Consider the following 18,308-nt stretch of genomic DNA (forward strand, 5'->3'; position numbering starts at 1 on the left):
ATGATCGCCACATATATCGGAGAAGCGTTGCTTTATCTTGTCGGGCTCCCCATTTTTGCTTATCAGACAGTAGAGGGACTGCACGCATTGGCTGACGCTTTTGTTCAAATGTCCGAGTTTATCAACTGGAAATAAAATTTTCAGCCTACTACAAAAGCCTGACCTCATGGGGTCAGGCTTTTTCTGTGTCCACTATCAGTCTGTTATTCGGTCTCGATCCGGTCCCCTCGCGTAGGCGGAGTCGAAATAACGAGAAATTCCACATCGTCAAAACGTTCATTCTTCATCTGGTGCCAGACGCCTGGTGGCACCTCCGCGCCTTCCTGCTCGCGAAGGACCAGACGAGTCCCGTCGACCTCCAGACTTGCCTCACCCGATAAGACGAAAAAGAATTGCCGGGCCCGTGTATGGTAATGGCGCACTTCCTCCGTTTTGCCTGGCATCCGCTCATGGATGACGCTCAAATCGTCGCCCTTGACCAAATGCCATCCATCGCACGAAGCGCCCCAATTGTAATGCTCCGCACTTCTATTGCTGATCTTTTGCGGGCGAAATGGTTCCTGGCGCGGTTTCGACTGTACGGGCTGGGCGGGCTGCTCCTGCGACCGCTCGGCAACTGATGCGGTAGCAGCTGCCGTCGCCCGCGGCTGGAAGCCTTTAAAGCGGCTGCCCTGGTAAGCCAGCAGTCCCGTCTCTCCTTCTCTGCACGACCCGTATTGAGTTCCGCTTACACCAAACTCCACCCGTTCCCCTGACGACAGTTCGAATGTGATGTAATACGAAGTGTGAGCACTCGAATTATTGGAGCCGCCCCACACCTCCATGCGCTTGCTGATGACCGTCACTTCATCCTGACGCAGCTCAGCAGCGTTATTGCTCATCCAGGTGCTCAAGCCTCGGATGACAATAAATAGAATTCCCCCTATTACAACCAATGGAATGACGGTGGACATCAAACCAAAGAGTGAAAAGCCGAAGCCCCCGGGATAACCAAATTCGTACATCTGCCTCTCCTCCTATCCCATGGTCCCCCATGTTTTTCTCCCATAATAACACAGACCTGGTTTCATGACCCACTCGTTGCGGGTCTAAAAGAATAATGATTCGCTGTTTTTCGACTTTTTATTTACATTCTGTTATAGGCATGTTAGTATTAAAAAAGTAGCAGGAAATGAATATTGTTTTCACTACTGGAGGAGCCTGTCACCATAGGGTTCTTTTTGTCTTTTTTCGCGGATACAAGGAACCTTACAGACAGGTTCCTTTTTTCTTATCCATTTTCGTGAAGGGGGATCCATATGCTTCTTATTTTGCAGTTGGCAATCATCTTGTTTGCATCCAAGATTGCCGGTGACCTCAGTGTCAGGCTTGGGCAACCGTCCGTGTTGGGCAAACTACTTGTTGGGGTCATCTTAGGTCCGACTGTTCTAGGGGTTGTAACAAACTCGGATATCCTGAAAGAGATCAGTAACATCGGGGTTATCCTGCTGATGTTTGTCGCTGGCTTGGAAACAGATGTAAACGAATTCAAACGCTCGGCTAAGGCCGCTACCAACGTAGGGGTAGCCGGTATTCTCGCACCTCTTGGTCTCGGTTATGTAGCAGGGATGTTCATGGGCATGCACGCTTTTGAATCCATCTTCCTGGGGCTCTTGCTGTCTGCTACAAGCGTAAGTATTTCTGTACAAACCCTAAAAGAGCTGGATCAATTGAAGTCCAAGGAAGGCTCTGCCATCATGGGAGCCGCTGTCATCGATGACGTGCTGGTCATTCTCGGCCTGGCATTCCTGATGAGCTTTGCCGGCGGAGACGTCAATCTCGGGATGGTTGTCCTGAAAAAAGTGATCTTCTTCGGAGCAATCATTCTGATTTCCTGGAAAGTCGTTCCTTGGTTCTTGAAGCGCTTCGCACTGCTGCAAGTTACTGAGACGATCTTTACGGCTGGTCTGATTATCTGCTTCCTGTTTGCCTACTTCGCTGAATACACAGGTGTAGCCGCCATCATCGGCGCGTATATCGCGGGTATTGCTATCAGCATGACGAAGTTCAGAGACGAGGTTTCACACAAAGCGGAAACCATCAGCTACTCCCTGTTCGTCCCTGTCTTCTTCACCTCGATCGGGGTGAGCGCTGAGTTCTCGGGCATTGTGCAAAATCTGGGGCTGATTGTAGTCTTGAGCCTCATCGCCATTGCGACCAAGCTGGTCGGCGGTGCAATCGGCGCAAGAATCTCCGGCTTCAAATGGAAGAACTCGATGGCTGTCGGAGCAGCCATGATTTCTCGCGGCGAGGTGGCCTTGATCATCGCTGCTATCGGACTGGAGAACAAGCTGCTCTCCGCCGACTTGTTCGCGGTACTGATCGTAGTGGTACTCGTGACCACCATCGTGACGCCGCCATTGATGAAATTCTTCTTCTCCCGACTCAAAGACGATGCAGATGGCGTTGCTTTGAAAAAGAATGCATAATTGGCTTTGAACATAAAACGAAAACAAGCTCTCCTTTCCAACTGCGAAGGGAGAGCTTGTTTTTTCGTTGCTATTTGGTTTCCCGATGCAACGTATGGCGTTTTAGACGCGGTGAATATTTTTTCAGCTCCAGGCGTTCGGGATGATTCCGTTTGTTCTTGGAGGTGATGTAGTTGCGATCACCCGACTCCGTACATTGCAAGGTTACGATTACTCTCACGATGCGACCCTCCTTATGCTTCCATGACAGCTTCTACCACGACATTCGACGTCGGCAGCGGATCTGGCAGACGGCTCCAATCTTCCGCGTATTCCTCATCCGTCAACAAGCAGGAGTCGAGCTGCTTCACAATCGCTTCCTGATCCAGCCCGATTCCAATGAAAACAAGCTCCGTCACCCGGTCCCCATGCACAGGGTCCCAGGAAGCAGCCCACTCTGGATCCTCTGCCAGCAGGACCTGCTGCTCTTCCGGGGGCAAAGCGGCCGTCCAGTATCCCGCCGTGCCGATCTCGATCGAAGGACCCGCTTGACTTACTGTCATCGCCCAATCATTGCGTGTCGCCAGCCAGAAAAAGCCTTTGGCACGCACGACCTCCTCTGGCCACCCCATTAGCCATTGCTGCAGCCTTTCTGGATGGAAAGGCCTCCTGGCTCGGTAGACGAACGACGATATGCCGTACTCATCCGTCTCGGGGACATGCTCCTCTTTTTCCAATTCATAGATCCATCCCGCGGATTGACTGGCCCGCTCGAAATCAAACAGGCCCGTATTCAAGATTTCATGCGGCTCCACTTGTCCTCTGCTGGCCCGGATCAGACGCGCTTGCGGCTGCAGCTTGCGTAGCACGCTCTCCAACTGTGCCAGTTCATCTGGGGCAACCAGATCGCACTTGTTGAGAATCAGCACGTCACAAAACTCGATTTGGCTGATCAGCAGATCGACGACCTCCCGGGTATCTTCCTCCCCTACTGCCTGATTGCGTTCCAACAGACTTTCCCCGGAGGAAAAATCATGCCAGAAGCGATAGGCATCCACGACCGTGACCATCGTATCCAGGCGACAAGTCTCCGAGAGGTTGATCCCATTCTCTTCATCGACGTACGTAAAGGTCTGGGCGACCGGAACAGGCTCCCCGATGCCAGTCGACTCGATCAATATGTAGTCATAGCAGCCTTCCATCGCCAGTCGCTCCACTTCTGTCAGCAAATCCTCCCGCAGCGTGCAGCAGATGCAGCCATTGGACAGCTCGACGACTTTTTCCTCGACACGGGAAAGCCCGCCGCCTTGTGCAATCAAATCTGCATCAATATTAAGCTCGCTCAAATCGTTGACGATGACCGCGACGCGCAGTCCTTCCCGATTGTTCAGCACATGATTGAGCAAAGTGGTTTTCCCCGCTCCCAGATAACCGCTCAATACGGTGACAGGTATTCGTGTATCGTGCATGGCAAGCACGCCCCTCCCGATATTGTTCTTATAAATCGTAGTGAATACGATTTAACAACATCCTACCCGATCCCTCCCGATCGCGTCAATACAAATCGTAATAATTACGCTTTGTCTCATTTTTACCGATTTGCAACAACTTTTGAATCAGGACAAGCTACAATAGAATCAAATGGATTCAGCCACAGAAAGGAACCTTACACATGAACAAATCCTGGCTCAGATCGGCCATTCTCTTTGCTCTCTTGACCAGCGGATGCGGACTGGTCGAGACTCCCAACGAATTGATGCGGGCTCCATCCTCGGATAGCGACCAGAAGAGCATCAATCAGGCGATCATGCAGTATTTGCCGGCGGGCTCGCAGCTGACCGTTCCCCTGAACCCTGATGAGTCAAGCGCGGTCTCGTTGAGAGATCTGGACGCAGATGGCATCCCGGAGGCTGTCGCCTTTTATAAAACGGAAAAAAATGATTACGAGATCGGGGTTTTGATCCTGACCCAGAACAAGGGGCACTGGGAGAAGCTGACCTCATTCAGCAACATCGGGAACAGGCTGGATTTCGTCCAATTCGACGACCTAACCGGCGACAACCAGCCGGAGATCCTGATCGGCTTGGGGGCTGGCGACGATCTCAACAAGGAGCTCTCCATCTACTCCCTGGAGCAAGGACGACTTCAAGAGCAGATAAAACTGCCCTATTCGGTCCTGGCAGTCGGTGATTTGGATCAGGATGGCAAAGCTGAATTGGCTGTCATCGTTCATGATCACGACAAGCTTGTCTCCACCCTACATCTGTACGGTGTAACCGACCAAAAAATGACCAAGCTGGCCGAGCAGACATTGGACGGACACGTGAACGGCTACGACCAGGCTTTGATCGGCAAAGCATCCCACGATAAGAACGGACTTTTCATTGAAGCCGGGCTAGGTGCCCACTCCGCCTCGACAGACCTGTGGATCTGGGAGGACGGCAAGCTGCGCAATCCGCTCGCCAGGAACAACAGCGAGATGGAAATGACTTTTAAGCCCTATCCCTTGTTAAGCGAAGATATCAACCAGGACGGTCTGATTGAGATCGGCATTCATACCCAGCCTCCTGGAACCGAAGACTTGCCGATGTACGCCATCCCTTGGATCGCCTCCTACTTTCAGTGGGATGGAAAAGACGGATTGGCACATATAGAAGACCATTACCAGAATTACGATTTCGGACTGGATTTTCGCATTCCGGACAAATGGGCTGGAAAATTCACAGTAGCGAACGAGCCGCAAAACGAACCGCAGATGACGACTTTTTACTATTACCAGGAAGCGACAGGCGAAAAGCTGCCACTCCTTACTTTGCAGGCTGTACCGCAGCAGGAATGGAGTAAAGCAGCTGAGAAATGGGAACAACAGCAGCGTTCCTACGTCATATTAAAAGAGGGCGGAAAAACGGTTCATGTGGCGATTCAACCAGAAATGCCTTCCAAGATGAGCGCTTCCACCCGGGAGGTCTATTCCTCCATGCTGCTGTCAACGGAAGAGATTCGCCAGTTCTACCGCCCATTGCAGATGCCTCTATAGCGGTCAGGCCGAGTACAGATTCAATAGACAAGGAGAATGACCGGATGAAAGTCTTACTGCTGGAAGATGAAAAATCGATTCGCGATTTCGTCAGGATCAATCTGTGTCGCGAAAACTACGATGTCATAGAAGCTGCGACCGGTGAAGAAGCGCTTGAGCTGGCCGACAGCCAACCCGACATTGAGATTGCGATCCTCGATGTCATGCTGCCCGGCATCGACGGCTTCGAGGTATGCGGACGATTGCGCGAAAAATACCCGCGCATGGGCATTATCATGCTGACGGCCAAGAGCCAGGAAGCCGACAAGGTCCTGGGGCTGGGATACGGCGCAGACGACTATATGAGCAAGCCGTTCAGTCCTGCTGAGTTGATCGCGCGCGTCAAAGCTTTGCATCGCCGGCTCTCCCCCACAGCAACACCGGCCCCAGAAGAGAAAAATAGGATCGACCTCTGCCCCTTTACCTTGCTGCTGGACGAACGCCGGCTGATCAAAAAGGAGCAGGAATTCATTCTGACACCCAAGGAATTCGCCATCATCAAGCTGCTCGGCGAAAATGCCAACAAAGCGATCAGTCGCGATGAGATTCTGTCGAATGTATGGGGGCAATTTTTCGTCGGAGACTTGAAGGTAGTCGATGTCAATATCCGCCGCATCCGACAAAAAATCGAGCTTGATCCTGCTCACCCCGTCTACCTGGAAACTGTATGGGGCTATGGCTATCTTTGGCGAAAGGATCACACCGATGCGAGGAATTAGAAGCCGCATGATCATCCATTTCGGACTGATCCTCCTCTTGATCGTCCTGCTTCTCGAGGGCTTGTTTTACTGGGCGGTTCACACCTACTATTTCGGGACAGCGACGGAAGCTCTGGTGACCCGAACGGAGACCTTTACCACCTTTATCAACAAGTACACGGCAGATTACAATCTCAAGCGAAAGACCCGCTACATCCTGGAGAGCATCCAACCGGATGAATACGCCAAGATCGAGGTCCTGGACGTAAACGGGAAGCTGATTCTCAACTCGTATGGCTTCCAGACCGGCGAGATCATCAGGACCCCTGACGTAGAGGAAGCTTTGCTGGGGAAAACCGGCCTGTACATCGGGAAAACTCCGCAATCCCGGGAGCGCGTGATCGCCGTATCCGATACACTCACCCATGCAGGCGACTACGTAGGCGTGCTGCGCTACTCCATCTCGGCTGAGCCGCTTTATCACGCGGTCAATCGGATTGCCCTCTACGGCGCGGGAGTAGGCATCGTCGTCATTCTGCTGGCGATGATGCTTAGCTTGATCATTGCCAAGCGCATCGTAGACCCGATCGAGGATCTGACCAAAGCCGCGATCCAGATGGCAAAAGGGAACTACTCGGTACGGGCGGCCAAGCGCTTTGACGACGAGGTCGGGACGCTGGCAGACACCTTCAATTACATGGCCGCAGAAATCGGAAAAAACGAGAAACTGAAAAACGACTTTATCTCCTCCGTTTCCCATGAGCTGCGCACTCCCTTGACGTCTATCAAGGGATGGGGGGAAACTCTGATCTCAGGCGGGCTGAAAGACCAGGAAGAAACCATGCTCGGTCTGGAGGTCATCTCCAAAGAGACCGATCGGCTGATCGGCCTCGTGGAGGATTTGCTGGACTTTTCCAAGTTTCAGTCTGCGGAGATAAAGCTGTGTCAAGAACGAATGGACATGCGCGAATTGCTGGAGGATTTGTACGTGCAATTTACGATTCCCGCCCAGGAAAAACAGATCGCTCTGCGATTGGAGCTGCCGGATAATCCCTTGACCGTGATGGGCGATCCCAATCGTCTCAAGCAGGTATTCGTCAACCTGCTGGACAATGCTCTGAAATTCACGCCGCCAAGCGGGAAAATCTCTGTGTCTGCATCCGATCAAAACGGACGTCTGACCATCCTTGTCTCTGACACGGGGGAGGGAATCGCCCCAGAGGACCTTGCATATGTCACAGGGAAGTTCTACAAAGGCCGTTCCAAGCTCTCCGGCAGCGGTCTGGGACTCGCGATTTGCAAGGAGATTGTACAGTTGCATACGGGACGTTTTGCTGTCTCCAGCATACTGGGCAAGGGTACGACGATTACGGTCGAACTTCCGTTGGCCCCGTCCACGAAAAAAGGGTAGGAAACCCATAGGTCCCCTGCCCTTTTTGTCATTAGGATGTAAACTGGTTTTCAATCACCAATTGAGTCAGATCGAAGCGATCGCTTGGATGAGCGGCCGCGCTGGCCTTGCCCAACGTAATCATCAACGTCGGCAAATAGCGAGCCGGGATATTCAGCGCTTCAATCAAAGCGTCGCGGTTAAAGCCCCCCATCGGGCAGGTATCGTACCCTTTGGCTTTCGCCGCGAGCATGAGCTGCATCGCCGCAAAAGACGCATTGCGGATCGCTTCATCACGGGCCAGGGCGGGATTCGATGCATAGGCCCCCTCAATCTGCCCGATCAGGGTATCTGCTACCTGCTGGCTCATCGCACCTTTGGCGACAGCCCCTTCATAGACAGGACGAGCGGACTTGTCTGCCTCCAAATCTCCCAGTATGATAATGGTGGCATAAGCGTCTACCACCTGTTGCTGTCCATTGGCAATCGGCAGCAGTTTTTCTTTGACAGCCTGATCCGTCACCACGAGAAAACGCCAGTGCTGCAGGTTCCAGGAAGACGGTGCCTGGGCTGCCAAGCGCAGGATCTCCTGCAAATCTTCCTTGGGTATGACGGCTTGAGGATCGTATTTACGCACACTATGACGAGCTTCGATCACTTGTTCCAATGTCAACAAATCGGTCTGCAACATTACATTCAGCCTCCTAATGGTTTGCCCTAACTAGTTCCTAATTGTAATTTACTTACTTTTTGTTTGCAACTATTTTTATTATATTTTATCAGTTAGGAGGAACATAGATGCAATTACTCAATCAAGTCGTAATCGTCACTGGCAGCGGGCAAGGAATCGGGCGCGCTGTCGCTGCGATGTATGCTGCCCACGGCGCGCATGTCGTCATTGCCGAGCGCGACCCGCAAGCAGGAGAAGCGGCCGCCAATACCATCCAGCAAACGCATGCTGCCGCAGGGGGCAGTGCCGTTTTTCACCCCGTCGATGTCAGCCAGCCGAAGCAAATCGAAGACCTGATGCGTATGGTGGATGATCGATGGGGACGTCTGGATGTATTGGTGAACAATGCTGGAATCAGCGCCTGGGAATCTCCCTACGACCTGTCTGTAGAAGCTTGGGATCGGATTCTCAACACTAATCTGCGCAGCGTGTTCCTAGCCTCGCGGGAAGCGGCACGGATTATGCGACACAACGGCGGCGGCGCGATCATCAATCTCGCTTCCACGCGCGCCCATCAATCCGAACCCAACACAGAGGCTTACGCTGCATCCAAGGGCGGCATCCTCGCTCTGACCCATGCGCTCGCGGTTTCCCTTTCCCCCGACCGCATCACGGTGAACGCGATCTCTCCCGGCTGGATTGAAACGGGTGATTACGCAGAGCTGCGAGATGAGGATCATGCCCAGCATCCTGCGGGCCGCGTCGGTCGTCCGGATGACATTGCCCGCGCCTGCCTGTTCCTGACACAAAAGGAAAATGACTTTATCACAGGCACAGAGCTCGTCATCGACGGCGGGATGACACGCAAGATGATCTACGCTCCGTAATCAGCCAAACCATTCCCCTCCTCCATGAATACCCTATGGGTAATACAGAATAAAGGAGGAGTCCTATGCCGTTTGAAGAAGAAGACCTGAAGGTGATCGCTCTGTGGCTGCTTGCGATCGGTTTTTTAATCCTCGCCATTCTCGCCTGGCAAGAGCTTTTGTATTGAATCAATAGCGAACCAAGGGAGTCCCGAATACCATAACAGGTTCGGGGCGCCCTTCTTCTTTTCATCGGCATTAGATTCCCCTATTTCGTCACGTCTTCGATGCTTGTCCCCACTAGGAAGTTATGGTATCGTATTCTAGACCGAACGTTCTGTTTATATGAAATGGAAGGAAATGATGGTCTATTCGTACAAAAGGTTCGCGTTCGCGTGGCAATACAGAAACAAAGCAACGAATAGCACTCGTATCCAAAGATCTGTTTTCACTAAAGGGCTATCTCGGAACTTCGATTGAGGATATTATCGCTGCCTCTGGAAGCAGTAAAGGCAACCTCTACTACCACTTTAAGAGCAAGGAAGGATTGTTCCTTTATTTGCTGGAGGAACAGGTAGATGAGTGGATCGAGCAGTGGTCTGCCAAAGAGCTGCGATACGGTTCAGCGGTAGAAAAATTATACGGGCTTGCGGATCACGTCGCCGAAGATTTTCAGAACCCGCTCATCCGTGCAGCCGATGAATTCCGCGCCAGCGAGGCTGCTGCGCCCGCTGTCAGTGAGCAAATCATGTTGGCTGTCCAGCGTCAGCGCAGGATTTTTCACTCTGTTCTGCAGGAGGCCATCGACGAAGGCGTGATTCACCCTCGGCATGACCCGGACCAGCTCGCACAGATTCTTTATGCCGTCTTTGCGGGCTTGAACACTGCACGCCATGAACCCCTTGCCGCCCCCATCGAGCTTCATCGTATGGCGGTCGCGGTTTTTTTGCACGGAACAACGCTAGAAGCTGCTCCCCTCGAGCTACATATCGTGCCTGAGAGCGCCCGCAATCAAACTTCAGACAAACCTTAGGAGGTGCACTGTGCTAAAAGATCTTGTGGCCCTGACAAAGCCGCGTATCATTCGATTGAATGCCATTGCAGCATTTGGCGGTTATTGGGTCGCTTCCAAATGGAATATTGATGGTTGGACCTTTTTGTGGATGCTCCTCGGCTCCGCGTTGACGATGGCATCCGCCTGTGTGTTCAACAACTTCCTGGACCGGGACTTCGATAAAAAAATGGCCCGTACCCGCGATCGAGCCCTGCCCCAAGGGAGGATGCAGCCGCAAAGCGTGCTCATCTACGCGATTATCCTTGGCATAGCCGGTTTGGCCGTGTTGTTCGGGCTTGTCAATGCTTTGACCGGATGGCTTGGTCTGTTGGGAATATTCGTCTATGTCGTGATCTATACCATGTGGTTGAAGCGAAATTCGACCTGGAGTACCTCCGTCGGCGGCATCTCCGGCGCGATGCCACCTGTTATCGGCTATTGTGCGGTGACAGGCGAAATCGATGCAGGAGCATGGATCTTGTTTGCCCTGCTGTTCCTTTGGCAGCCCGCTCACTTCTGGTCTCTGGCTATACGCCGTGTAGAAGAATACCGGGCAGCAGGATTTCCGCTCCTTCCTGTCGTCAAAGGGATTCTCCGTACAAAAAAACAGATGCTTCCTTATATTTTGCTGCTGTTTCCCGCATCTATCCTGATGTATACCTACGGTTATGTCGGCATTTATTTTCTCATCCTCTCCCTCGCTTTGGCGCTGATCTGGCTCGTTCACACGCTGCAGGGCTTCCGCGCGAAGGATGATGACAGATGGGCAAAGGTTAATTTCATCATCTCGATTAACTACCTGATGATCGTGTTCGTCGTGATGATACTGGATACCACGCATGCTTAACGAAAAAAAAACAACACCCAAACAAAGAAGCTGACCAAACGGAAATTTTAAAAAGTATAAGGTTCTATAGCAAGGGGGGCGGTAACGTTCCCTTTTTCTGTTGAACTTGGTCAGCAGAACAAAAACGTTACATTCGGGGGTATAGGGGCCGAACCCTTTATTTGTCATTTGTATCAATAAGCATCTCCGTTAAGAGAATAGCCGCGATTAAAGATAAAATTAACTCAACTGTATGATTGGTGTATGTGTTTTCAATTGAAAAAGCACTTGTTATAAAGTGGATAACAAGTGTAAATAGTACCACCAAAACTAACTTTAGCACTTTAATATTCAACTGATTCACCCCCTTTTCAAATCAGGTAACCAATTCTATTCCAGTAGGAACTTCTTGGACTAGGATAGAAAGTACTTTTAATCCAGAGGACGTTCGTACTGTCTGGTATGTTACATGCAGCTCCAATTGGTCCGTATAAATGCCATTTGGAAAAGTGATTCGCATTGTTTACAATTCATCACCATTGCTGTGGTGGTAAAAAATATAAGCACCGCATAGGTGCTTTAGATTGTCAGAGGCTGCCCATGTGGACAGCCTCGTTTCTTTTTAACTATTCATGTTGCCCGCCTCCGCTACCAAGTACGGAACGGCGGCGAACCAGGCGCCTGATGCTGGATTTGCTCCATGATTGGATACCCGTATGCCAGCACGATCAGCACTACGAGAACGCCAACCCAGACGGTCCAACGCTCCAAAATGCGCGGTACAGGCTGAGCTTCCTCCGTCTCGGCGATCGGATATTCCGTATGCCCTTTTGGCGCCATAAAGGTGAGGTAGAGCAGAATCAGGATCAACAGGACTGCTGCTACGAAGAGCAGACCGCCGCCAAACGCCATCACGCGCTGGTAATCCATCCAGCCCAATGCTAATGGATGATCCATATAGGTCGTGAAATCCGTACGGCGAGGTCCACCTTCCAGCCCCATGGTGTGCATGGCAGCCGACATGATGAACATCCCGACCGACCAGAAGACCGTTTGCACCATTCCCATCCGGTTGGCAGTCGGAGTAAGCGTACGACCGGTCAATACCGGAATGAGCCAGAAGCTGACACCGAAGAATGTGAGAGCGACAGCCGCTCCGACCGTGATATGGAAGTGGCCAGTAACCCAAATGGTATTGTGGACAACTGCGTTTAACTGGTTACTTGCGTTGATGATCCCTCCTGCACCGCCAGGGATGAAGAACAGCATCCCCATAAACGGTGCGAAGAAGCGCACATCGGTCCAAGGCAGTTTTTTGAACCATCCGAAGAGACCAACCCCGCCTTTTTTGCGTCCCGTCGTCTCAAAGATGGCAAACATGGAGAATGCCGTCATCAAGGATGGAATCACTACAATCAGGGTCAGGATGACGTGAATCATTTTCCACCCTTCGGAGATCCCAGGCTCCATCAATTGGTGGTGAAAACCGACCGGGATCGAGAAGAGCAAGAGGCAGATGAAAGCCAATCGGCTCAGCGAGTCACTGAATATATGGCCGCCAATTACGCGCGGCACGCAGACATACCAGGCAATGTAGGCCGGCAAGAGCCAGAAGTAGACCAATGGATGTCCGAAGAACCAGAACAAGGTGCGGCTGAGCATGATATTGATCGTGGGCGTCCAGCCGAGCGACCAGGGAATCAGCTGGAACACGACTTCGACTGCCACGGGGATCGTTGCCACCATCCACAGGACATAAGTGGTCACGGACATGTACAGGAACAGCGGAGAATTTTGCCCTTTGTTCAAGCGTCTCCATTTGCGATAGCGCGAGAAAATCCCGAAACCTGCCAGCCAGCTGCCGACGACAACCAGAGCCGTTCCGATATAAAAGATCGGCGAAGCCTTGAGCGGTGCATAAAACGTATATAGGACAGAAGCTTCATTGAGGATAATCATGGTTCCCGCCATCAAGGTACCGATCACCATCAGAATCCAGCCAGACCATCCCCAGCCCAGCGCGGAGCCGTGCAGGGTCCCGCCTGTCGTCTTGGCTACCCCGGAATAGAGGAACCCGATGATGAAGAACGTGGTAAAAATCAAGGCCATCAATACGCCATGGGTTGTTAAAATCTGGTAGTAATTCATCCAGCTCGGCAGCTCGATGATTCCTCCGCGCACCATGCCCTGCAGCATACCCGCCAGTGCTGCGACGCCGAACGCGATGTACGCCACCCAGACGTACGCCAGACTGAGCCGGGCAGCGGGTCTGTCAACGGCTGCCGCCTTGGTTTGATTCTTTTGCAAGATATTCATCTTCGTCACCTGCCTTTATTTCACAATAATCGTAGTCGCCATCACCTGATGACCGGCCCCGCAGTATTCATTGCAAAGAATCAGATATTCACCGGGTTCGTCAAACGTGTAGGTGGCAGAACTGATATGGCCTGGCAAAACCATGAAGTTGACGTTGGTCCCGGGAATCTGGAAGCCGTGGATGACGTCCGGGCTGGTCACATGAAAATTAACCTTGGCCCCAAGCGGCACCTCCATTTTATTGGGAGCAAACCCGAAAGCGAAAGCCGTCATGTAGGCGTCATACTCCTGTTCGCCCACCTTTGTCAGACCAGGATTGTCAAACGGCGGTGTTTCCGTCACCTTGGCCGGATCGATCATTGTCATATTGCTAGGCGGCGCCATCCCCATCGCGAAGGCATTGATGCATAACAAGAGGATGAACAGCGCTAGTCCGCCAGCACCCAAAATCAGCCAAATTTTTTCATAACGGTGTAAATGCATGATCCATAACCTCCCTTACATCCTCTCTTACGCCCGTTCCAGGAAAAGTCCGAAGATGCCGAACCAACTTAAGAGAATAATGAGTCCAACTATGATTACGGCAGCAAACGTCCCTTTGAGATTTTCCTGGTGCGGCTGTGTCTGTGGGGACTTTTTCGTCTCGCTCTGGGTGTTTCTTTGTGTCTCCATCGCTCTTACGCTCCTTTCCTGACCAGTCACATGGCGTCGTTCCTGTTACGCCTTCATTCTACCTTTGCGAAGAGCCGGAAGTATTTCAGGGAAATCCCCTATTCTGAGACAGAATCCTCCTGATATTCCCTCATTTCTGTCACAATCTGGTCAAAATGAAAAAACGACCCTGATCAGGTCGTCATAAATACGATGGCATATACTGCCTTTTATTCGAAATCAAGCCACCCTTTTTTGATCGCATAGCGAACCAGATCGGGGCGCGTGCGAAGATGCAGCTTCTCCATGATATGCGCTTTGTGCGACTCCACCGTCTTGACCGAAACCACCAATTGCTCTGCGATCTCCTTATTGCTGAAGCCTTTGGCGATCAGCACAAGCACTTCTTTTTCACGATCCGTCAGAATCTCATACTTCGCTTGTTCTTCCCCATTTTTTACCATATGCAAAAACTCTTCGATCAGCGATTTGGTGGCCGAGGGATAGAGGTACGCCAATCCCTGATTCACCGTACGAATGGCGTGAATCAAATCCAGATCCGGGGCGCTTTTTAAAATGTACCCAGCAGCCCCTGCCTGCAGCACCCGGAACAAATACTCCTCATCATCGTGCATCGTCAGCACCAGCACCTGAATGTGCGGGGCGGTTTCCTTCAATCTGGCGGTAGCCGTCAGCCCGTTTTCTCCAGGCGGCATGCTCAAATCCATCAGCACGACATCGGGGTTCAGCTCCAACGCCTTTTCACAGGCTTCCTTCCCGTCAGCGGCGTAGCCGACTACCTGCATATCCCCATGGGCTTCAAGCAGCATCCCCAGGCCCGACCTAACAATCGCATGGTCGTCAGCGATCAGCACGCGAATCGTCATCTTTTGTCCCCTCCTTTGGCAGTGGAATGCGAACGATCAACGTGGCGCCTTCGTCAGGTGCAGAGCGAATGTCGACCGTACCTCCCAACAGCTGAGCTCGCTCCTTCATGCCGAACAGCCCCAGTCCTTTCCCTTCTTTCATGGCTTGCCCGACATCGAAGCCAATCCCGTCATCCACGATGGTCAACACAATTTCTTTTTCCCGATCTTCAAACACAATCCCCAGCTTGGTTGCCTGCGCATATTTGGCGGTATTGGTCATTGCCTCCTGCAGGATCCGGTACAGCGCTGTCTCGACCGCTGTCGAGTATCGGCGCCGCTCCCCTTGCACATGCAGCTCCACTTGGATGTGGAAGCTTTTCTCTACCCGCTTCATCAGCGACCGCACTGCAGGCAGCAGCCCCAGATCATCCAGCGCAGAGGGGCGCAGCTCTAGAGCCATGCGCTTTACTTCCTCCATCGCTTTGGCTGTCATCTGCAACAGGTCATTGACGTGTTGTTTGATCGGATCGTTCAAATTCTCCTGCCCGATGACATTGAGCCCAACCAGAATGCTGTAGAGCGCCTGCCCGACTCCATCATGCAGTTCGCGGGCAATCCGCTTGCGTTCTTCCTCCTGCGCCTGAATGGCAAAATGGGTCAGCTTGTGCTGGTGCCGCTCCTTCTCCGTCTTTTGCTGGACAGACATGTCGCGGATGATCATGACCAGCTTGCCTTTTGATTCCACCGGAAGCTGCGTGGAGCTGGCGGCTACCGGGTGTTCACGTCCGTCCTTGGTACGCAAACGCATTTCAAAGGAAGGCATCTGGACTTGCTTGAAAAAGCAGTCCGCACATGTAGAGTCCTCCATGCATGTCGCCATGCCCAGACACAATTCACAGATATGCTTCTTCCCGATCAGCTCTTCTTTGGTCCAGCCCGTCATCTGTTCCAGGGCTGTGTTTACCGCTATGATCCACCCTGCATCGTCCACAACCAGGATCGCATCACTTACGTTGGCAAAGATGGATTCCAGCAAAAAGACATCTTCCCCTGACTGTATTTGCTCGGTAGGCAACGTATCCATGCGCTCCTCCTTCGATCACCTATATTCTTAACGCTATTGTAGTGGGAACAAGCGCGAAAGTGTATCAGGGAATTCCCTTAACAATGTTCTTTTACTAGGTTTGTTGCCTGGTTCATACAGACTCCATATAACTGTAGAGAGCCCTGATTCGGAAAAGTGGAGTGATGGATTTTGATGAAAAGTGAACGGGCCTGGTTATTAACCGGGGCAACCACCTTGTTTCTCGTAGGGACTGATGTCTTTATCATGTCTCCGCTGCTGCCCTCTATCGCTGATGAATTTGTCTTAACTCCTGCGCAGGCAGGGTGGCTCGTTACGATCATGTCGATCATGTACGCCTGCGGCTCCCCCTTTATGGGGTCCCTGTTTGACCAACTGCACACCAAGCGCAGTTTCATTTTATGGGGAGGATTAATTGGATTTTGCCTGGCAAATATCTGGACGGGCTTGTCCACCTCTTTTCTGATGCTGCTTTGCAGCCGTGCCGTTGCAGGCCTTTCGCTCGCTGCCATCGCTCCTTGTGTATACGCCTATGTCAGCGACCTCGCTCCCTCCGGTAAACGCGCCGCTTGGCTGTCTTTTATTGTTTCGGGCAATCTGACAGGATTGTGGATAGGAACTCCGCTAGGCACGTTACTGGCCGACTACGGCGGCTGGCGCTCTCCTTTTTGGCTCATCGCCGCATGCAGCTTCGTTCTTGCTTGGATAAACCTCGCCATCTGGCCCCAAACCAAAAGAAGCCACTCTCCAGCCAATACCGCTGGACCCGCACCCGTCGTTTCCATGCTGCGATCTGTCCTCGTCACCGTCTATTGGGCTGTTGCGATCTACGCGGTGTACACCTACCTCGGGACAACCTTTATCCAAGAGACGGGATTATCCTCCTCCCAGCTTGCTTCCACGCTGATTGCCTATGGACTTGGCGCCATGTTTGGCAGTCTTTTTGGCGGAAAGCTGGCTGATCGTTGGGGGTCAAAAGCAATCTCTTCGACCAGCTTGTTTGGTCTTTTTCTCATGCTGGTTGCCGTTGGACTTTTTTACCGGGAGATGCCCTGGCTGTACTTCCTGCTTTTTTCCTGGTCGATTGTAGGCTATGCTTTTGTGCCTGCCTACCAATCGAGACTTGCCTCAGAATACCCCTCTCATCTGGGGTTGATCATGGCCTGGAACATCACCGGCATGTATGTGGGCATGACGATGGGTTCCTATCTGGGCGGCATGCTCTATGAGCTTGGCGGTTTTGCCAGCATCGTCTCTTTAAGCGCTGTGATTGCCTTGCTTGCTGGCTTCTCCAGTTTGCGCGCTGCCCCTATAAAAAAAGAAGCGGCCCGACCTGAGCCGGACCACTTTCGTTTGTAATTAATTTTCTGCCGGAATTTCGACAACAAGCTTTTCCGCTACTCCTTGCGGCGGCAGGCTGCGGGTCAGTTTTGGACCATAGAAGGCATATACTCTCATTTCCGGTTTCAGATCTTCCGGCTTCATTGCCTTCTGGTCGCGGGCATTGACGATCACGGTATCTTCCGTAATCAACAGGACGACTTGCTCCTGAGATCCTTGAGACAAGGGCTCGCCTTCTACATTCACGCGATAGGCGCCATCCTGCCCCTTCTCCACGCTGACCAGACGGCCTCCTGTGCCCAGTACTTCCGGTGACTCCAGACTGCTTTTCACCACGATGCTGTAGGCTCCGGTCTGCGGCGGCATGCTCATCGCCATGAACTTAGCATGCGTCGCTTCTACTTCCATACCCATTTTCAAATCTTCAGGCTTCAATTCCTTGCCATCTGCGGACGTGATTTTGGTGTCCTCGTTGAGGTGCAGGATGATTCCGGTCTCGTATCCGTTCAACAGGATCGAGTAATTGCCTTTTTCATTTTTCATTACTTTGGTGACGTTCCCGGTGACAGGAGGAGCCGCCTCTTTTTCTTCTTCCACTTTGACCGTGTCCTCTGTTACGTTTACTTCTGCCTGCAAAACGTTCTCGACAAAGGCTACTGGCACATATGTAGTGCCGTTGTAAAGAGTGTTCTGGGCCTGATCCAGTGCAACCTGCCCCGAGATCTCGCCCTTCTTCACTTCAGCAGCTTTTGTTTGCGGATTCCAAGCTACCTGGAATCCGAGCGATTCCGCTACGGTTCGCAGGGGCACCAGCACTGTTTGCTGGTTCTGAATCGCCATTTGCTCTATTTTATTCCCATTTACCAGAACGGAAAGCTCTTTGCCCTGCAAGGGTGCTGCCGTTACCATGTTCGTTCCCAAAACGGCCATTGCCGCTAATGTCATCATACCAGTACGAATTTTTTTCATGTTGCTTCGCCTCCATTATCATCTGTTCATGTACTTAGTCTGTCATCAAAT

19 protein-coding genes and 2 pseudogenes are annotated in these 18,308 nt (G+C 52.0%); 10 read left to right on the top strand and 11 right to left on the bottom strand.

Going from position 1 to position 18,308, the window contains the following annotated elements; all coding sequences use genetic code 11:
• Entirely contained in the window at nt 1-135 is a 135-nt protein-coding gene (locus T458_RS57780; RefSeq protein WP_023556750.1) for a hypothetical protein, read from the top strand.
• A 68-nt stretch (nt 136-203) separates the two neighbouring features.
• Here the strand turns inward: T458_RS57780 and T458_RS0128790 are convergent, their stop codons facing one another.
• Together T458_RS0128790 and T458_RS56465 are read right to left on the bottom strand one after the other, a co-directional pair.
• Nucleotides 204-539: a cupin domain-containing protein gene (locus T458_RS0128790; protein WP_031305721.1), complete on the bottom strand. Its 336-nt coding sequence runs from the start codon at nt 537-539 to the stop codon at nt 204-206.
• A gap of 120 nt (nt 540-659) precedes the next feature.
• A pseudogene (locus tag T458_RS56465) lies at nt 660-1,004 on the bottom strand (DUF2500 domain-containing protein); the annotation flags it as partial.
• A 294-nt stretch (nt 1,005-1,298) separates the two neighbouring features.
• Here T458_RS56465 and T458_RS40430 point away from each other — a divergent pair.
• Nucleotides 1,299-2,468, top strand: a complete 1,170-nt coding sequence (locus T458_RS40430) for a cation:proton antiporter (RefSeq protein WP_023556752.1) — start codon at nt 1,299-1,301, stop codon at nt 2,466-2,468.
• Between the two features lie 70 nt (nt 2,469-2,538).
• On the opposite strand, the gene rpmG is transcribed toward T458_RS40430, so the two are convergent.
• Entirely contained in the window at nt 2,539-2,688 is a 150-nt protein-coding gene (rpmG, locus tag T458_RS40435) for a 50S ribosomal protein L33 (protein WP_023556753.1), read from the bottom strand.
• 13 nt (nt 2,689-2,701) lie between these two features.
• Nucleotides 2,702-3,916 carry a GTP-binding protein gene (locus T458_RS40440; RefSeq protein ID WP_023556754.1) on the bottom strand — a complete coding sequence of 405 codons (1,215 nt, stop codon included), beginning with the start codon at nt 3,914-3,916 and terminating at the stop codon, nt 2,702-2,704.
• Between the two features lie 203 nt (nt 3,917-4,119).
• On the opposite strand from T458_RS40440, the gene T458_RS40445 reads away from it, so the two are divergent.
• The 3 genes from T458_RS40445 to T458_RS40455 are packed head-to-tail and all read left to right on the top strand — an operon-like array spanning nt 4,120 to nt 7,632.
• Entirely contained in the window at nt 4,120-5,484 is a 1,365-nt protein-coding gene (locus T458_RS40445) for a hypothetical protein (RefSeq protein ID WP_023556755.1), read from the top strand.
• 44 nt (nt 5,485-5,528) lie between these two features.
• Nucleotides 5,529-6,242, top strand: a complete 714-nt coding sequence (locus tag T458_RS40450; RefSeq protein WP_023556756.1) for a response regulator transcription factor — start codon at nt 5,529-5,531, stop codon at nt 6,240-6,242.
• The gene (locus T458_RS40455) at nt 6,229-7,632 is read left to right on the top strand and encodes a sensor histidine kinase (protein ID WP_023556757.1); all 1,404 of its coding nucleotides are present in this window, start codon (nt 6,229-6,231) and stop codon (nt 7,630-7,632) included. Before T458_RS40450 ends, T458_RS40455 begins: the two co-directional genes overlap by 14 nt.
• A 31-nt stretch (nt 7,633-7,663) precedes the next feature.
• On the opposite strand, the gene T458_RS40460 is transcribed toward T458_RS40455, so the two are convergent.
• The gene (locus T458_RS40460; protein WP_023556758.1) at nt 7,664-8,302 is read right to left on the bottom strand and encodes a nitroreductase family protein; all 639 of its coding nucleotides are present in this window, start codon (nt 8,300-8,302) and stop codon (nt 7,664-7,666) included.
• Nucleotides 8,303-8,409: 107 nt separating this feature from the next.
• Here T458_RS40460 and T458_RS40465 point away from each other — a divergent pair, with 107 nt between their 5' ends.
• The 4 genes and pseudogenes from T458_RS40465 (at nt 8,410) to cyoE (ending at nt 11,048) form a co-directional block, all read left to right on the top strand.
• Nucleotides 8,410-9,168 carry an SDR family NAD(P)-dependent oxidoreductase gene (locus tag T458_RS40465; protein WP_023556759.1) on the top strand — a complete coding sequence of 253 codons (759 nt, stop codon included), beginning with the start codon at nt 8,410-8,412 and terminating at the stop codon, nt 9,166-9,168.
• Nucleotides 9,169-9,589: 421 nt separating this feature from the next.
• A pseudogene (locus T458_RS57785) lies at nt 9,590-9,694 on the top strand (TetR/AcrR family transcriptional regulator); the annotation flags it as partial.
• Nucleotides 9,695-10,180, top strand: coding sequence for a TetR family transcriptional regulator C-terminal domain-containing protein (locus T458_RS0128795; protein WP_023556761.1), 486 nt, complete (start codon nt 9,695-9,697; stop codon nt 10,178-10,180).
• A gap of 10 nt (nt 10,181-10,190) precedes the next feature.
• Nucleotides 10,191-11,048 (top strand): heme o synthase, encoded by an 858-nt coding sequence (gene cyoE / locus T458_RS40470; RefSeq protein ID WP_023556762.1) that lies wholly within the window; start codon nt 10,191-10,193, stop codon nt 11,046-11,048.
• A 627-nt stretch (nt 11,049-11,675) separates the two neighbouring features.
• On the opposite strand, the gene T458_RS40475 is transcribed toward cyoE, so the two are convergent.
• The 5 genes from T458_RS40475 to T458_RS40495 all read right to left on the bottom strand — a co-directional run bounded on the left by T458_RS40475 (nt 11,676) and on the right by T458_RS40495 (nt 15,947).
• Nucleotides 11,676-13,343, bottom strand: coding sequence for a b(o/a)3-type cytochrome-c oxidase subunit 1 (locus T458_RS40475; RefSeq protein WP_023556764.1), 1,668 nt, complete (start codon nt 13,341-13,343; stop codon nt 11,676-11,678).
• A gap of 15 nt (nt 13,344-13,358) precedes the next feature.
• Complete coding sequence (locus T458_RS40480; RefSeq protein WP_023556765.1) at nt 13,359-13,826, bottom strand: cytochrome c oxidase subunit II; 468 nt, start codon at nt 13,824-13,826, stop codon at nt 13,359-13,361.
• 27 nt (nt 13,827-13,853) lie between these two features.
• A complete protein-coding gene (locus T458_RS40485; protein WP_023556766.1) occupies nt 13,854-14,015 on the bottom strand; it encodes a cytochrome c oxidase subunit 2A in 162 nt (53 codons plus the stop codon).
• A gap of 209 nt (nt 14,016-14,224) precedes the next feature.
• Entirely contained in the window at nt 14,225-14,881 is a 657-nt protein-coding gene (locus T458_RS40490) for a response regulator transcription factor (protein ID WP_023556767.1), read from the bottom strand.
• Nucleotides 14,856-15,947, bottom strand: a complete 1,092-nt coding sequence (locus T458_RS40495; protein ID WP_023556768.1) for a PAS domain-containing sensor histidine kinase — start codon at nt 15,945-15,947, stop codon at nt 14,856-14,858. Before T458_RS40495 ends, T458_RS40490 begins: the two co-directional genes overlap by 26 nt.
• Before the next feature lie 174 nt (nt 15,948-16,121).
• Here T458_RS40495 and T458_RS40500 point away from each other — a divergent pair, with 174 nt between their 5' ends.
• Nucleotides 16,122-17,306 (top strand): MFS transporter, encoded by a 1,185-nt coding sequence (locus tag T458_RS40500; RefSeq protein ID WP_023556769.1) that lies wholly within the window; start codon nt 16,122-16,124, stop codon nt 17,304-17,306.
• On the opposite strand, the gene T458_RS40505 is transcribed toward T458_RS40500, so the two are convergent.
• On the bottom strand, nt 17,307-18,257 hold the full coding sequence (locus tag T458_RS40505; RefSeq protein ID WP_023556770.1) for a copper amine oxidase N-terminal domain-containing protein: 951 nt from the start codon (nt 18,255-18,257) through the stop codon (nt 17,307-17,309).
• Nucleotides 18,258-18,308 lie beyond the last annotated feature (51 nt).

The organism is Brevibacillus panacihumi W25 (assembly GCF_000503775.1).
GTDB classification, from domain to species: Bacteria; Bacillota; Bacilli; order Brevibacillales; family Brevibacillaceae; genus Brevibacillus; species Brevibacillus panacihumi_A.

Coding starts and splice junctions, on each gene's coding strand:
- T458_RS40500 (WP_023556769.1), top strand. CDS start 16,122: ATGAAAAGTGAACGGGCCTGGTTATTAACCGGGGCAACCACCTTGTTT.
- T458_RS40450 (WP_023556756.1), top strand. CDS start 5,529: ATGAAAGTCTTACTGCTGGAAGATGAAAAATCGATTCGCGATTTCGTC.
- T458_RS40455 (WP_023556757.1), top strand. CDS start 6,229: ATGCGAGGAATTAGAAGCCGCATGATCATCCATTTCGGACTGATCCTC.
- T458_RS40505 (WP_023556770.1), bottom strand. CDS start 18,257: ATGAAAAAAATTCGTACTGGTATGATGACATTAGCGGCAATGGCCGTT.
- T458_RS40465 (WP_023556759.1), top strand. CDS start 8,410: ATGCAATTACTCAATCAAGTCGTAATCGTCACTGGCAGCGGGCAAGGA.
- T458_RS40490 (WP_023556767.1), bottom strand. CDS start 14,881: ATGACGATTCGCGTGCTGATCGCTGACGACCATGCGATTGTTAGGTCG.
- T458_RS40440 (WP_023556754.1), bottom strand. CDS start 3,916: ATGCACGATACACGAATACCTGTCACCGTATTGAGCGGTTATCTGGGA.
- T458_RS40460 (WP_023556758.1), bottom strand. CDS start 8,302: ATGTTGCAGACCGATTTGTTGACATTGGAACAAGTGATCGAAGCTCGT.
- T458_RS40445 (WP_023556755.1), top strand. CDS start 4,120: ATGAACAAATCCTGGCTCAGATCGGCCATTCTCTTTGCTCTCTTGACC.
- T458_RS40475 (WP_023556764.1), bottom strand. CDS start 13,343: ATGAATATCTTGCAAAAGAATCAAACCAAGGCGGCAGCCGTTGACAGA.
- T458_RS40485 (WP_023556766.1), bottom strand. CDS start 14,015: ATGGAGACACAAAGAAACACCCAGAGCGAGACGAAAAAGTCCCCACAG.
- T458_RS57780 (WP_023556750.1), top strand. CDS start 1: ATGATCGCCACATATATCGGAGAAGCGTTGCTTTATCTTGTCGGGCTC.
- T458_RS40430 (WP_023556752.1), top strand. CDS start 1,299: ATGCTTCTTATTTTGCAGTTGGCAATCATCTTGTTTGCATCCAAGATT.
- T458_RS40480 (WP_023556765.1), bottom strand. CDS start 13,826: ATGCATTTACACCGTTATGAAAAAATTTGGCTGATTTTGGGTGCTGGC.
- T458_RS40495 (WP_023556768.1), bottom strand. CDS start 15,947: ATGGATACGTTGCCTACCGAGCAAATACAGTCAGGGGAAGATGTCTTT.